Origin of the sequence: Nocardioides salarius (assembly GCF_016907435.1) — a bacterium.
GTDB classification, from domain to species: domain Bacteria; phylum Actinomycetota; class Actinomycetes; order Propionibacteriales; family Nocardioidaceae; genus Nocardioides; species Nocardioides salarius.
The window spans coordinates 1133496-1147957 of the sequence record NZ_JAFBBZ010000001.1 but is presented as its reverse complement, the minus strand read 5'-3'; the positions used below and the strand labels follow the sequence as shown (position 1 = coordinate 1147957).

The following is a 14462-nucleotide window of genomic DNA, read 5'->3' as shown; positions in this document are numbered from 1 at the left end:
ACCTTCCTAGAGTCGCGATCGTCTGGCTGGGCGCACTGTGCGTCCGCCGGGCTCACAGCGGCCTTCGGGATCGCTGTGGCATGACCTCGGGCTCGGTCGAGGTCTGTCCTCAACACACATCCGGAAGGATCACATCTCCATGAACAGCAGCGGCATCAAGCGGGGGCTGGCCGGCTCGGCCATCACCGCCCTGGCGATCTCGGGTCTCCCGTTCCTCGCATCCTCGGCCTCGGCCGCCCCCCTCTCGGCTCAGGCTGACGCCAATGACGTCGAGCTCTACACGCCCGCCTCCACGGCGTCGGTGAGCAACGACGGTGTCAACAACTCCGTCCACCTCGTCGCCAACGGCGGCACCGGTGTCCAGCAGATCCGTTTCCAGTACAACCCGGACGAGAACGCGACCGCCGAGTCCACGGGTTGGGTGAACATCGCCACGGTCAGCCGCTCTGCAGCTGGCCACTTCACCACCGAGTGGACCCCTGCTCCGGCCCTCTACAACACCGACGTCGCGATCCGCGCGCTCGGCCTCGGCGCCGGTCAGGCAGAGGGCGACAATGCCGAGATCAACCAGGTCACGGTCTCCCCGACCGCCGACTCGGTGGACATCGCGAACGCACCCGACTCCGTGGTCGGTGTCTTCCAGCAGAACTACACGGACGAGGAGCAGACCGCGCTTCTCGGCGCCGTGTCGGGCACCACGTCCGATGTCACCGGCGCTGCTGGCGTTGAGGTGACCACCCCCTACAACGAGGCCAGCCGTAGCGCGGATGTCTCCGGCACCGTGAGCGGCACCACCCCCCGTACTTGGTCGGCCCCCGCGGACTTCACCGGCTACGGGACGATCGACGCGACCAACGTCGCCGACGAGGCCCTCGTCATCGCCACCGTCAACGGGGAGGGTGACGACGCTGAGGCGGTCGAGCTCAACCGTCAGTCGATCCGCACGGTCACGGCTGCTGCCGACGACGCCACGGTCATCCCCGGTGGGTCGACCGACGTCACCGTCACCGTCCTTGACGCCCAGAGCAACCCCGTTGTCGGCGCCCAGGTGGTGCCCGAGGGTGGTGCCGAGCTCGACGACGCGGTGTACACGAACTCGCAGGGCGAGGCCGTCTTCGAGGGCCTCGACAGCGACGCCAACGGCGAGACCTACGCCTTCTACGTGAACGTCGACGACGAGGATGGGTACCAGAACGGCAAGGACTTCCGCCGTACGGTCACCATCACCGAGGAGGCCCAGACCCCGACCGACCTCGAGGCTACGTCGACTGACGGGGCGGCCTTCGACAACGACGAGTACAGCGAGGGTGACATCTTCGTCACCTTGACCGACCAGAACGACGAGCCCGTCGCCGGGCAGGTTGTCAACTACTCCTGGACCTTCAACGCCTTCCCCGTGGCCGGCGAGGAGACTCCGGACGCTGAGGTCACCACTGGTACCACCGAGGCGACCGACGAGGACGGGATGGCTGTCATCCCGCTCCCCGAGGGGTACGACGACCAGGCGGGCACCTACGCCCTGACGTACTACCTCAACCAGGACGACACCCCGGGCCAGGGGTCGGGCGACCTCTCCGGCGACGCCCTCACGCTGAAGGCTGGTGAGGCCGAGCTCGAGTTCGCGCAGGCAAACGCGGCCCCTGCCGGGACCAACGCCACCTTCACCGCCAGCCTGGAGCTTCAGGACGGCACGGCCCTGGCCGGCCGCGACGTTGCTTTCTCGCTCGCCCAGGACGGCACCGACGTCGTCGTGGCGCCGCAGGAGGACCAGCCCGAGGGCACCGAGCGGATCAGCGCGACCCAGGCCGAGGACACCACCGACGCCCAGGGCAACGTGCAGGTCGCCGTTTTCGACCCGGCCAACACCACTCCTCGCTCCGAGCTCACGGCTGACCTGACCGCCGAGACCGTGACCACCGAGGACATCGGCAACGCGGACGCTTCGGACACGCTGGAGAACATCCAGTTCGTCACCGACGAGGCCCCCGAGGGCACCACGGTCGAGATCACCGAGAACACCGCAACGGGTACGCCCGGTGTTGCGACCTCGGGCACCGTCACCGCCACGACCGACGACCCCGAGGTCGACGGTGTCCAGGAGGAGCCGGCTGGTGACCTGCTGGTGACCCTGACTGTCGATGGCGACGCCTTCTTCACGGACGGCACCTACGTCGACGCCGAGGACGCCGAGGCTGGCGACCAGGTGGGCGGTCTTACCGACCTGGGCCAGACCATCACGGTCATCACCGACGGTGAAGATGGCACCGCCGACTACCAGATCGGCATGGGCGCCAGCGAGGACTTCAACGACAACGGTCAGGCCACTGTCAACGTGACCGCCGCTATCGCTGGAGACACCGACACCGAGGACTACAAGTTCTCGTCGGCCAACCCCCTCAACGGTGGCGAGGTCCTCATCGACTTCGCCAGCGAGTCCCTGCAGGAGTCGGGCGTCATCCCGATGGCCCCCACCACTGACGATGTCGCCTACGACGTTCAGGTGACCGACCAGTTCGGCAACCTTGTCGGCGGCGAGTCGGTGACCATCGAGACCAACAACGGTCAGGTCGTCGGCACCGACGCGGACACCTCCGAGGGTGCTGACGGGTTCCAGGTCACGACGGACTTCAACGACAACGTGGAGTTCAGGATCTCTTCGGAGGTCGAGGTCGACGCGACCCCGACTGGCACCTGGAACGCCGACGAGACCACCTTCGAGGCCGACGGTGACGACGAGGGCGACGAGCTCGACGTCGAGACCGTCGAGGACGCGAACGAGATCGAGGGCGACGGTCCTGCCGCGGAGTTCTACGAGGTCGACTTCGCCGAGAGCAGCTACACGCTGTCGCAGAATGGCGAGGAGACCGTTCCGGTCGGCTCGACGGTCATCATGACCTACACGGCTGCCGACCAGAACGGCGAGCCGATCGAGTTCGACGTGGCCTTCTTCCGTACGGGCCCCGACGCTCAGGGTGATGGCAACCCGGCTGGAGAGACCCGTGCAACCGGTGAGGACGGCCAGGTCTCCTACGTCTTCTCCGGCACCCAGGAGGGCACCGCCACCGTCACGGCCATCGGCTACGACGACGGCGAGGTCGTTCCTGAGTCGCAGGTCACTGACACCGTGACCTTCGGTGAGGAGGACGAGGTCATCACGCCGGTCAGCGTCGAGGCGATCATCTCTGCTTCGAGCAACGGCCCGAAGAAGGACGTCGTCCGCTTCCAGGTCGACGACGAGGCCGAGGGCGCCACGGTCAAGCTGTTCAAGATCCGTGGCAAGAAGTCTGAGGGCAACAAGCGTCTGGTGCAGGTCCGCGAGGACATCGTCCCCGAGGGCGGCACCCTGACCTTCAAGGTCGCGGACCGCAACGGGAACAAGAAGACCCGCTTCATCGCGAAGGTCTCCGCCACGGAGGCCTCGCTGAAGGCGAAGTCGAACACCCAGAAGCCGCGCTGATCCAGCGCCACCATGTGAGGAGCTTCGGGGCGGCCCAGCCGCCCCGGAGCGACTCTCCCCGGGGGAGCCGAACGCGCCCCCACTCCTGTGCACAGTCAACTGAGCGAGATCGTTGAGCACAGCTCACTGAGCCGGAGACACAGACGCGGTCCGGGCCATTCTCTGTTGCCGCTGCTTGAGAATGGTCCGGACCGCTTAGTCCACCTTAGGACACAGCTCTGGTCCGGCTGCATCACCGGGGCCGCACACACCGTGTGCGGCCCCGGTGGGCATTTCAGGGTCGGCCACCGACAGGGCCCCGCTTTACCTTGTGGTGGGGCCTGATGTTTGACTCGGGGCATGCGTCTGACCCACCCCGCCACCGCCCTGGCCGCCCTGGCCACCACCGCCCTCGTCCTCACCGGCTGCAGCGGCGACGACGACAGCTCAGCAGAGCCCGACTCGACCTCCTCGCCCTCCGCGGGCTACGACGAGGAGACCGGCGTGACGAACGACGGCAGCGGCGACCAGCAGCGTGACTGCAAGGTCAAGGTCGACCTGACGGGCGCCACCGAGACCTCGTTCAAGGGCAAGGGCGAGTCGGTGCAGCCCGCCAACGGCGAGCCGGCCGCCTACTACCTCTACAGCGGCAAGAAGGGCTCCATCCAGGTCTTCGCCGGCGCCGGGGACATCCCCACCAGCGCCGTGGTGACCGTCGACGACGTCGCCTACACCACGCCGCCCGACGACCCGACCGGCGTCGAGGCCGCCGAGGACGGGACCGCGGTCGACATCGCCGCGGCCGCCAACCCCACCGAGGGTGGCCCCGTCGACATCGTCGCCTCGTTCACCTGCGGGAAGGGCTGAGCCGCACGATCCACCGCCGACGCGGGTGCTCGGTGACCGTCCACAGGTCGCCGCCCGCGTCGGCGAACAGGTCCTCGGGGCCCATCGGGGTCGCCCAGCGGCGGCGTACGAGCGGGTCGGGGGAGCCGGTCCACAGCGAGCCCGGCGTCCACGGGCCGTGCGAGGTCGTCACCGACCAGCGGCCGTCGCGCTCGACGGCGCCCTGCATGCCCGCGGGGCCGTCGCCGGCCACGACGGGGGCGCCGCAGGGCAGGCCGGTGGCCGGGTCGACGGGGATGCGGGCCAGGCGCCGGGTCTTCTTGCCGCGGGCGTACTCGCCCACCACCAGGCCCGACGGGCCCGCCGACATGAACGAGTAGCGCAGCGGCTCGACGCCCTCGGGCGCCGAGCCGCGGTGCGCGTGGCGCACCGGCAGCACCAGCTCGCCGTCGACCTCGACGACGTCGTCGAGGTGGGCGGTCCAGAAGCCCTTCGCGGTCGCCGCGACGTGCAGCCAGCGGCCGGTGCGGGCCAGGCCGCCCGCGTGCACCTTCAACGGGCCCAGCGCGACGCTGCCGTCGTCGACGACCTGGGGCACGGCCAGGGCGACGTGGGCGTACCAGCCGGTGCGGGTGTCGACGACCGAGAGCCGCGAGAGCCCCTGCTTGGAGTACCACGACACCAGCAGACCCGCGTCGCCCTCACCGGCGCTCGTGATGCCCTGCGGCCACCACTGCCGGTCGCGGCGGTCGGCCGGCTCCCACGTCCATGCCTTCATGCCGAGCGCGCCCAGCGCCCAGCTGCGCCGCAGCTTGCCGGTCAGCGGCACGCCCTCGAGGCCCACCGCCCCCGGCACCCGCGGGTACGCCGCACTGCGCGCGAGCCGCAGCCCGCTCGCCTCGTCGGTCCACGACGTCTCGACCTCGGGCTGGCTCATGCGGTCGGCTCCTCGAGTCGCGGGGTGGTGGCGGCGCGGCGGGCGCGCCCGGCCCGGGTCGCCACTGCGACCCCGACCACCGACAGTGCCAGCCCCACCATCTGGCGCGGGCCCAGGGTGTCGCCGAACGCGACCCAGGCCAGCACCGCGGTCACCGGCGGCATCAGGAAGAACACGCTGGCGCCCGCGCTGGCCCCGCCGCGGCGTACGAGCACGCCCAGCAGCAGCAGCCCGACCACCGAGTTGATGCCGGCGATGTAGCCGATCGCCGCCAGGCCCAGCACCGGGTCGTCCACCCCGCCGGTGCCCTCGACGGCCACTGCGACCACACCCAGCGGCACCGCCGCCACCGCGCACTGCACCGTCGCCGACCAGATCGGGTCGGCGCTGACGTGGATCCAGCGCTGGCCCAGGGTGCCCAGGCTCAGCGCCAGCAGGCTCGCGATGCCCAGCACCAGCCCGACCGGGCCGCCCGCGCCGTCGACGTCGGGGCCCAGCACCACCAGCACCCCGACCACGCCCGCCGCGAAGCCGAGCACCTGCACCCGCGTGAGCCGCTCACCCAGCAGCAGCCCCGCCAGCACGACGGTCAGCACGGGCGAGAGCGAGTGGAGCAGTGCCGCGAGGGTCGCGCCCAGCCCGAGCTCGAAGGCGACGTACATCAGGCCGAACTGCACCGCGTTGAGCACCAGCCCCACCGCCCCGACCCGCACCACCTCGTCGCGGGTCATCCGCATCGGCCCGCGCAGCCACCACGCCAGCGGCGCCAGCAGCAGCGCGGCCAGGGCGAAGCGCAGCGTCAGCAGCGTGAACGGCTCGACCACCGCCACCCCCGCGGGGCCGGCGATGTAGCCCGACGACCACACCAGCACGAACGCCGCCGCCGGGATCAGCGGCACGGCGCCCGGCGGGGGAGCGGAGCGAGGAGTGGTGGCGTCCCGAGAGGTCACGGGGCCAGCCTGCCCCATCCGGTGGTTTCGAGACGGTTGCTGCGCAACCTCCTCAACCACCGTGGCGGGACGGGCGGCTTAGGGTTGGGGCGTGGGTGAGCGGCGACTGGTGGTGGGGGCGGCGATCGTGCGGGGCGCGCGGGTGCTGGCCGCCCGGCGTACCACGCCACCCGAGGCCGCGGGCCGCTGGGAGCTGCCGGGCGGCAAGGTCGAGCCCGGCGAGCGGCCGGCCGACGCGCTCGAGCGCGAGATCGCCGAGGAGCTCGGCTGCGTCATCGAGGTGAGCGCCTGGTTGAGCGGTGCCAGCGTCATCGACGACCACCTCGAGCTGCGGGTGGCGGTGGCCCGCCTCGTCGACGGCGAGCCCGAGCCCCGCGAGCACGACCGGCTCACCTGGGTCGGCGCCGACGGGCTCGACGGCCCCGGCGGGCTGGACTGGATGGTCGCCGACCGGCCCTTCCTGCCCGAGCTGCGCCACGTGCTGCGCACCGCCGAGACCGAGCAGCACCGCGGGGTGCTGCGCGCGGTGCTCTTCGACGAGGACGACGCCACCGAGGTGCAGCGCCGGCTGCGCGCCGACGGCTACGAGGCCCGCCTCGAGCGCGAGCGCCTGGCCGGCGAGGACGACGACGAGGACCACCCCTGGGCGGTGCTCACCGACGCCCCGCAGCTGCTGGTCGAGGTGCTCGTCGACGAGCACGACGGCTGGCTCGACGACGACACCGTCGCCAGCGCCGCGCAGCCGGTCGCGCCCCTCGAGCTGCCGAGCGGCCCCCGGCGGATCAAGCGCCCTGGCGCGCACTCCTAGGATCGTGCCCATGCCCTCCACCTCCACGACCTCCGGCGACCAGCGCCTGCTCCTCGTGCACGCCCACCCCGACGACGAGTCGATCGGCCAGGGCGCCACGATGGCCAAGTACGTCGCCCAGGGCCGCGGCGTCACCCTGGTGACCTGCACCGCCGGCGAGATGGGCGAGATCCTCGTCCCCGAGCTCGAGCACCTCGCCGCCGACCGCGAGGACCGCCTCGGCGAGCACCGCCGCACCGAGCTCGACGCGGCGATGAAGGCCCTCGGCGTCACCGACCACCGCTTCCTCGGTGGCTTCGGGCGCTTCCGCGACTCGGGCATGAAGTGGCACGCCGACGGCCATGCCATCGCGGCGGATGACATCCACGACAACGCGTTCTGGCGCGCCGACCTCACCGAGGCCGCCGACCTGCTGGTCGAGGTCATCCGCGAGGTCCGCCCCCAGGTCCTCGTCACCTACGACCAGTTCGGCGGCTACGGCCACCCCGACCACATCCAGGCCCACCGGGTCGCGATGTACGCCGCCCAGCTCGCCGCGGTGCCGTCGTACCGCAAGGAGCTCGGCGCGGCCCACGACGTCGCCAAGATCTACTGGGGCGCCATGTCGGAGAGCCGGATGCGCGCCGGGCTGCGCGCGCTGCGCGACGCCGGCGACACCACCACCTTCGAGGGCATGGACCCCGACGGCCCGCTGCCGCACTTCGTCACCGCCGACGAGGACCTCGCCTGCGGTGTCGACGCGACCGACTACGTCGACACGAAGATGGCCGCGCTGGCCGCCCACGCCACCCAGATCACCACCGACGGGCCGTTCTTCGCCCTGTCCAACAACGTCGGCGCCACGGCCTGGGGCGTGGAGTTCTACCGCCTGGTCAAGGGCGAGCTCGGGCCGGTGGGGGAGGACGGCCTCGAGACCGACCTCTTCGCGGGGCTCTGAGCGCGCTGCGGCCCACCCTGCGGCCCGCCCTGCTGCCCGCCCTGCTGCCCACCGTCGGGCGCGCGCTGCGGGTGCTGGTCCTGCTGCTGGCGGGGGCCGTGGTCGGGCTGGCGGTGCTGCTCGTGCACGCCACCGGTTGGGGCCTGGGCCTCGGCGCGGCCGCGGTCGTGGCGGTGCTGCTCGCGCTCCCGCCCGGCTTCACCACCCGCGTCGCCTTCGCGCTCGGGCTGGTGCTGCTGCTGGTGCAGGCGGTCCAGCAGCGCCCCGAGGGCGACTTCCTGGTCGGCTCCGACCTGGCCGGCTACGCCCTGCTGACCCTGGGCCTGGTGGTGCTGGTGGGAGCGGTGGTGAGCGTGCCGCGACGCCACCCGACGACGACCGCGGTCGAGGATTCAACGCTGTAGGTGGTGGCTTTTAGAGTGGCTCGCGTGAGCCGAGACCCCAAGCGACCCTCCGACGACCGCGAGTCCAGCGGCGCCAAGGCCGTGGTGCTGGTGCTCGGCGTGCTCGTGACGCTGGCCGCCGGCGGCTACGCCGTGGCCGGTGCCGTGGCCGGCGACAAGGTGCCGCGCGGCACCACCATCGCCGGCGTCGACGTCGGCGGGCGCAGCCCCGCCCGCGCCGAGCGCACCCTGGTCGCGGGGCTCGACGAGCGCCTCGGTGAGCCGCTGAGCATCAAGGTGCCCGGCGCCGGCACCCGCGAGATCGACCCGGCCGAGGCCGGGCTGTCGGTCGACACCGCCGCCTCGGTCGCCGAGGCCGGCGGGCGCCGCTCCTGGGCCCCCGACCGGCTCTGGGACTTCTTCACCGGCGGCCAGGACCTCGACCCCGTCGTCGACGTCGACGAGGCGGCCCTCGACGACGCCCTGGCCGGGCTCGCCGACGACGTCGCCGAGCCCGCCGTCGACGGCCAGGTCAAGCTCACGACCAACGGCGTCAAGACGACCAAGCCCCAGACCGGTCGCGAGCTCGACCTCGAGGCCTCGCGCGCGGCCCTCGTGGCGGCGTACGTCGACCAGGCCGGCGGCGAGGAGGGTGCGACCACCGAGCTCGAGGTCACCGAGGTCGAGCCCGACATCGACGCCGCCGACGTCGACCGGGCCGTCGAGGAGTTCGCCAACCCCGCCATGTCGGCGCCGGTCTCGCTCGACTTCGGCGACGCGAGCGTGACCCTCGACCCGCAGCAGTACGCACCCGTGGTGCGGCTCAAGGCCGTCGACGGCGCCCTCGAGCCGGCCGTGAAGACCAAGAAGCTCGCCGGGCTCGTCGACTCCGCGACCGCCGGCGACGGCGCCCCCGTCGACGCCACCGTGGCGCTCGTCGACGGCAAGCCCACGGTGGTGCCGGGCAAGCCCGGCCTGGCCTACGACGCCGGCGACGTCAGCGACGCGCTGCTCCAGGTCGTCGTACGCCGCGAGGGCAGGCGCAGCATCGAGGTCGAGGCGCGCGTCGAGAAGCCCGACTTCACCACCAAGGACGCCCGCGAGCTGCAGATCCGCGAGCAGGTCTCGACCTTCACCACCTACTACCCCAACGCGGAGTACCGCAACGTCAACATCGGGCGCGCCGCCGAGATCATCGACGGCACCGTGCTGGCGCCCGGCGAGACCTTCTCGATGAACGACACGGTGGGGGAGCGGACCCGCGAGAACGGCTTCACCGAGGGCTTCATCATCTCCAACGGCATCCTCAAGGAGGACCTCGGCGGAGGCGTCTCGCAGATGGCCACCACCCTGTTCAACGCCGCCTTCTTCGCCGGCCTCGAGGACGTCGAGCACAAGCCGCACTCGTTCTACATCGACCGCTACCCGGTCGGGCGCGAGGCGACCGTGGCGTGGGGCGCGATCGACCTGCGCTTCAAGAACGACACGCCCTACGGCATCCTCATCGACACCAACGTCACCCCCGGCGACGCCACCGGCACCGGCGTGGTCACCGCGACCTTCTACTCCACCGACTACTGGGACATCTCCTCCAAGACCGGGGAGCGCTACGACTACACCCAGCCGACCACCCGGACCCTCTCGGGCGAGGACTGCTACGCCTACGAGGGCTCCGCGGGCTTCTCGATCAACGTGTGGCGCTACTTCCGCCGCGCGGGGGAGTCGGAGCTGGAGCGCACCGAGAAGTTCAACACCGTCTACACGCCCTCCGACGGCGTGGAGTGCAAGCCGGCCGGCGGCGGGGGCTCCGGGGGCTGAGCGCCGCCCGACGGGCCGACCTGGCCCTATCGTGAGCAGGTGATCGTCCACCTGCGGCTCACCGCGCCCGCCGACCTGACCGACTCCGTGCGCGAGACGCTCTGCGCGAAGGAGTGGATCACCAACGTCACCCTGCAGCGCGACGCGGTGCTCGACCCGCCCGGCGACCTGCTCGAGTGCGACGTGGCCCGCGAGAAGGCCGGCGCGCTGATCGACAAGCTGGAGCGCTGCGGGCTCAAGGAGCGCGGCTCGATCCTGGTCGTCGAGCCCAGCGGGGCGCCCTTCGACCGCGCCGAGGAGCTCGAGGCCGTGGCCGCCGGCCACCCCGACGACGCGGTGATCTGGGAGCAGGTCGCCGCCGACGCCGAGAGCGGCGCCGACCCCACCGTCTCCTACCACCTGTTCCTGGTGCTGGCCGTCGCGCTCGGCGCGGTCGCGGTGCTCACCGACTCCGCCGTGCTGGTGGTCGGCGCGATGGTCGTGGGCCCCGATTTCGCGGTGGTCGCCTCGGCCAGCGCCGGCATCGTGCTGGGCCGCTGGCAGCTCGTACGCCGCAGCCTGCAGCTGCTGGTGCTCTCCTTCGTGCTGGCCATCGCGGTCGTCGGCCTGCTGTGCGTGCTGGGCCGGCTCACCGGGATGATCGACGTGGCCGACGTGACCGGGCCGCGCCCCAACACCGGCTTCATCTGGCGCCCCGACCAGTGGTCGCTGGTGGTGGCCCTGATCGCCGGCTCGGTGGGCGTGCTGGCGCTGTCGATCCAGAAGACCTCCACCATGGTCGGCGTCTTCATCAGCGTCACCACCGTGCCCGCCGCCGGCAACCTGGCCCTGGGCATGGCCTTCCTCGAGGTCGGCGAGATCCTCGGCTCGCTGGCCCAGCTCGGCATCAACCTCGCCGGGATGCTGGTCGCCGGCACCCTGGTCCTCGCCTTCCAGCGGGCCTGGTGGATCCCCGTCACGGCCGGCGCCGAACGGGTCTTCCGCGCCCTGTCCTACGGCAACGACGACGGCAGCGCCGCGTCGACCGGCCCGGGGCACAGCCGGTCGGAAGGTGTCGGCGTACGGGACGGGGAGTGAGGGGGGCTTCCGGCGGCCCTGGGGCCCGGACTTGTCAGGGGTCTCCTGCGCTTGTGGGGTGTTGCAACCCCTGACATGCGCAGGAGTCCCCGGCCGGCCGGGGACTCATGCAGGGGCGCCCGGCACCAGGTAGCGCCCCACGTGGTGCACCGCCAGCCCCAGGTCGTCGTAGAGGGCGCGGGCGGCGGGGTTGTCGGTCTCGACGTGCAGCCACACCGTCATCGCGCCGCGCTCGGCGCCCCACTCGAGCAGCGCGTCGAGGACCTCGCCGGCCAGTCCCTGGCGGCGGTGCGCGAGGTGGGTGCGCAGGCCGTTGAGGCCCAGCCAGTCGTCGTGCACCGCGCCGCGGCCCTCGGCCAGCGCCTCGGCCGGCCCGGGCACCACCACGTGCACCCGCTCGTCGCGGTCGCCCTCGAGGGCCACCACGCCCAGGCCCCGCCCTCGGCCGCGCCGGCGGCGGCGTACGGCCACCAGCGAGCCCAGGCGGAACTCCACCTCGCCGCTCGGGTGGCCCACCCAGCCGCGCTCGCGGAAGGCCGCCTCGACGTCGCTCTCGGCCTCGACCGCCACCATCGGCTCGCGGCCCCGCTCGGCGTAGAAGTCGAGCACCGCCCGCTCGGCCTCGTCGAGGCCGCAGCCCGGGTCGCCCATCGCGAGCGCCGAGTTGGCGCGCTTGTGGAGGCGCCCGATCGGGGCCGGGTCGCTGCGCAGCACCCACTCGCCGACGTCGCGGCGCTCCACGTCGGGGAAGAGCACGAAGGAGTGCGCCTCGGCCTCGCGCGCCGAGACCCGCTGGCGCACCGAGGCCCGCGGCGGCACCGGCTTGCCGGCCACGATGTCGCCGATCGCGATCGTCACCGGCTCGCCGTCGGCGGGCTGCACCACGCAGACGCCCTCGCCCCACGCCAGGCAGGTGCCGAGCACGTCGGTCATCGCGGGGCCGCCGCTGGGGCCGGTCTCGACGACCCCGGGCGCCCCGTCGCGGCGTACGACGCTGCGCACCACCACCCGGGTGCCCACCACGTGCGGGCCCAGGTGCGGGGCCCCGGGGGGCGGTGACGCCGCTCCCGAAGGGTGGGCTTCCGACGACTCAGGCACGACGGGATACTAGGCTGAGGGTCGGTGTCCACCGGACGCCGCCACCATGCAGATCCATCGCTGAAACCCGCTGACCCCGCCTCCGAGGAGGAACCGGTGACCTACGTCATCTCCCAGCCGTGCGTCGACCTCAAGGACCGCGCCTGCGTCGACGAGTGCCCCGTCGACTGCATCTACGAGGGCAAGCGGATGCTCTACATCCACCCCGACGAGTGCGTCGACTGCGGCGCCTGCGAGCCGGTCTGCCCGGTCGAGGCGATCTTCTACGAGGACGACACCCCGGAGGAGTGGAAGGGCTACTACGACGCCAACGTGCACTTCTTCGACGACCTCGGCTCGCCGGGCGGTGCCGCCAAGATGGGCGAGATCGACAAGGACCACCCGATGGTCGCCGCCCTCCCGCCGCAGAACCAGGACTCCTGAACCAGCGTCGCCGGGCGGGCGGGCCGGTCTCGGCCCGCCTGCCCGACTTCCCCTGGGACAAGCTGACGGCGTACGCCGCCACCGCGCGCGCCCACCCCGACGGCCTGGTCGACCTTTCCGTCGGCACCCCCGTCGACCCGACGCCCGACGTCGCCCGGGCGGCGCTGGCCGCGGCCACCGACTCGCCGGGCTACCCGGTCACCATCGGCCTCGAGCGCACCCGCCGGGCCTGCCTCGACTGGCTCGAGCGGCGCCACGGGGTCAGCGGCGTGCCCGGGCTCGGGCTCGACGCCGTGATCCCCTCGATCGGCTCCAAGGAGCTGGTCGCGACCTTGCCGCTGCACCTGGGCGTGGGGGCCGGCGACGTGGTCGCCTACCCCGAGCTGGCCTACCCGACGTACGAGGTCGGGGCGGCGCTGTGCGGCGCGACCGGTGTCGCCACCGACTCGCTGACCTCCTTCGGGCCCGAGGTGCCGGCGCTGCTGTGGCTGAACTCGCCCTCGAACCCGACCGGGCGGGTGCTGCCGCCGGCGCACCTGCGCAAGGTCGTCGACTGGTGCCGCGAGCGCGGCACCGTGCTGGTCTCCGACGAGTGCTACATCGAGTGCTCCTGGGAGGGTGAGCGGCCCGTCTCGGTGCTGCACCCCGACATCAACGGCGGCTCGCTCGAGGGCATCCTCGCGGTGCACTCGCTCTCGAAGCGCTCCAACCTCGCGGGCTACCGCTGCTCCTTCGTGGCCGGCGACCCGGCGCTGGTGGGCGAGCTGCTCGCGGTGCGCAAGAACCTCGGGCTGATCATGCCCGGGCCGATGCAGCACGCGATGGTCGCCGCGCTCGACGACGACGCCCATGCCGACGAGCAGCACGCCCGCTACGCCGCGCGGCGTACGTCGTTGCGGGCGGCGCTGGAGGGCGCGGGCTTCCGCGTCGACCACTCCGAGTCGTCGCTCTACCTGTGGTCGACCCGCGTGGTCGACGGCGTCGAGCAGGACTGCTGGGAGACCGTGGCCTGGCTCGCCGAGCGCGGCATCCTCGCCGCCCCCGGCGCCTTCTACGGCCGCGCCGGCGCCCGCCACGTGCGGGTCGCCTTCACCGCCACCGACGAGCGGGTCGCGGCGGCCGTGGCGCGGCTGGCGGCCTGAAGTTCCATCGGGTACCCGATGGAACTCGCGCTGCCTGACTGAACCTTCATGGGGGTGACGAGAGTTTTGTCGGGCGCCCGATGAAACTCCCGCCGGGCCGATGAAGCTTCATCGGCCACCCGCCAGGTCCATCGGCCGGCCGATGAAGCTCCCACGCGGCGGCCCTCAGACCGCCGCCCCCATCACCCCCAGCATGTGGTCGAGCACGACGGTGTGGGCGTGGGAGGGGCTGAAGAGGATGACCTCGGCGTCCTCCTCGACCCGCACGCTGTGCCCGGCGGGCCAGTGGAAGAGGTCGCCGCCGGCGCAGCGCTCCTGGTCGCCGCCGGTGTAGCTGACCACGAGCGCCCCGGAGATGACGTAGCCGACGTGGGTGGCCTGGCAGGCGTCGCCGGGCAGCCCCGCGAGCAGCGGGGCGATGTCGGTGCCGGCCGCCAGGGAGAACCACTCGGCGGCCAACGGGCCCTCGGCCAGGCCGATGTCGGGCAGCTGGCGGGCGACGGCGCCGGGGACGTCGATCTTGACGGGCAGGTCGTGCTGGTTGACGCGCATGGGGATCACCTGTCGTTGGATGGGGAGTGCTGTCCCCCCTACGGCGTGACAATCG

General features: G+C 72.3%; 13 protein-coding genes. 9 read left to right on the top strand and 4 right to left on the bottom strand.

Features of this window, described 5'->3' with window-relative positions:
- The first annotated feature begins 139 nt into the window (after nucleotides 1–139).
- Together JOE61_RS05595 and JOE61_RS05590 are read left to right on the top strand one after the other, a co-directional pair.
- On the top strand, nucleotides 140–3457 hold the full coding sequence (locus JOE61_RS05595) for a TonB-dependent receptor (RefSeq protein ID WP_193669053.1): 3318 nt from the start codon (nucleotides 140–142) through the stop codon (nucleotides 3455–3457).
- Nucleotides 3458–3796: 339 nt separating this feature from the next.
- Nucleotides 3797–4303 carry a hypothetical protein gene (locus tag JOE61_RS05590; RefSeq protein ID WP_193669054.1) on the top strand — a complete coding sequence of 169 codons (507 nt, stop codon included), beginning with the start codon at nucleotides 3797–3799 and terminating at the stop codon, nucleotides 4301–4303.
- Here the strand turns inward: JOE61_RS05590 and JOE61_RS05585 are convergent.
- Nucleotides 4284–5219: a hypothetical protein gene (locus JOE61_RS05585; RefSeq protein WP_193669055.1), complete on the bottom strand. Its 936-nt coding sequence runs from the start codon at nucleotides 5217–5219 to the stop codon at nucleotides 4284–4286. The genes JOE61_RS05590 and JOE61_RS05585 overlap by 20 nt on opposite strands.
- On the bottom strand, nucleotides 5216–6169 hold the full coding sequence (locus JOE61_RS05580; protein WP_193669056.1) for a DMT family transporter: 954 nt from the start codon (nucleotides 6167–6169) through the stop codon (nucleotides 5216–5218). The genes JOE61_RS05585 and JOE61_RS05580 overlap by 4 nt, the downstream gene beginning before the upstream one ends.
- Nucleotides 6170–6260: 91 nt before the next feature.
- On the opposite strand from JOE61_RS05580, the gene JOE61_RS05575 reads away from it, so the two are divergent.
- From JOE61_RS05575 to JOE61_RS05555, 5 genes are all read left to right on the top strand, one after another.
- Nucleotides 6261–6977: a (deoxy)nucleoside triphosphate pyrophosphohydrolase gene (locus JOE61_RS05575; RefSeq protein WP_193669057.1), complete on the top strand. Its 717-nt coding sequence runs from the start codon at nucleotides 6261–6263 to the stop codon at nucleotides 6975–6977.
- A gap of 10 nt (nucleotides 6978–6987) precedes the next feature.
- A complete protein-coding gene (gene mshB, locus JOE61_RS05570) occupies nucleotides 6988–7914 on the top strand; it encodes an N-acetyl-1-D-myo-inositol-2-amino-2-deoxy-alpha-D-glucopyranoside deacetylase (RefSeq protein ID WP_193669058.1) in 927 nt (308 codons plus the stop codon).
- 71 nt (nucleotides 7915–7985) lie between these two features.
- A complete protein-coding gene (locus JOE61_RS05565) occupies nucleotides 7986–8318 on the top strand; it encodes a hypothetical protein (protein WP_193669059.1) in 333 nt (110 codons plus the stop codon).
- Between the two features lie 24 nt (nucleotides 8319–8342).
- On the top strand, nucleotides 8343–10115 hold the full coding sequence (locus tag JOE61_RS05560; RefSeq protein WP_193669060.1) for a VanW family protein: 1773 nt from the start codon (nucleotides 8343–8345) through the stop codon (nucleotides 10113–10115).
- A 39-nt stretch (nucleotides 10116–10154) separates the two neighbouring features.
- Nucleotides 10155–11192, top strand: a complete 1038-nt coding sequence (locus JOE61_RS05555; protein WP_193669061.1) for a DUF389 domain-containing protein — start codon at nucleotides 10155–10157, stop codon at nucleotides 11190–11192.
- A 105-nt stretch (nucleotides 11193–11297) separates the two neighbouring features.
- On the opposite strand, the gene JOE61_RS22410 is transcribed toward JOE61_RS05555, so the two are convergent.
- Nucleotides 11298–12290 carry a GNAT family N-acetyltransferase gene (locus tag JOE61_RS22410; RefSeq protein ID WP_193669062.1) on the bottom strand — a complete coding sequence of 331 codons (993 nt, stop codon included), beginning with the start codon at nucleotides 12288–12290 and terminating at the stop codon, nucleotides 11298–11300.
- A 96-nt stretch (nucleotides 12291–12386) separates the two neighbouring features.
- On the opposite strand from JOE61_RS22410, the gene fdxA reads away from it, so the two are divergent.
- Both fdxA and dapC read left to right on the top strand, forming a co-directional pair.
- Complete coding sequence (gene fdxA / locus JOE61_RS05545) at nucleotides 12387–12713, top strand: ferredoxin (RefSeq protein ID WP_179615637.1); 327 nt, start codon at nucleotides 12387–12389, stop codon at nucleotides 12711–12713.
- A complete protein-coding gene (gene dapC, locus JOE61_RS05540; RefSeq protein WP_227491779.1) occupies nucleotides 12710–13855 on the top strand; it encodes a succinyldiaminopimelate transaminase in 1146 nt (381 codons plus the stop codon). The genes fdxA and dapC overlap by 4 nt, the downstream gene beginning before the upstream one ends.
- 165 nt (nucleotides 13856–14020) lie before the next feature.
- Here dapC and JOE61_RS05535 read toward each other — a convergent pair whose 3' ends face one another.
- Nucleotides 14021–14407 carry a cupin domain-containing protein gene (locus JOE61_RS05535; protein WP_193669063.1) on the bottom strand — a complete coding sequence of 129 codons (387 nt, stop codon included), beginning with the start codon at nucleotides 14405–14407 and terminating at the stop codon, nucleotides 14021–14023.
- Nucleotides 14408–14462: the final 55 nt, after the last annotated feature.

Bases quoted from the DNA above. Each gene is read 5' to 3' on its own strand.
- JOE61_RS05595 (WP_193669053.1), top strand. From the start codon at position 140: ATGAACAGCAGCGGCATCAAGCGGGGGCTGGCCGGCTCGGCCATCACC.
- JOE61_RS05590 (WP_193669054.1), top strand. From the start codon at position 3,797: ATGCGTCTGACCCACCCCGCCACCGCCCTGGCCGCCCTGGCCACCACC.
- JOE61_RS05585 (WP_193669055.1), bottom strand. From the start codon at position 5,219: ATGAGCCAGCCCGAGGTCGAGACGTCGTGGACCGACGAGGCGAGCGGG.
- mshB (WP_193669058.1), top strand. From the start codon at position 6,988: ATGCCCTCCACCTCCACGACCTCCGGCGACCAGCGCCTGCTCCTCGTG.
- JOE61_RS05535 (WP_193669063.1), bottom strand. From the start codon at position 14,407: ATGCGCGTCAACCAGCACGACCTGCCCGTCAAGATCGACGTCCCCGGC.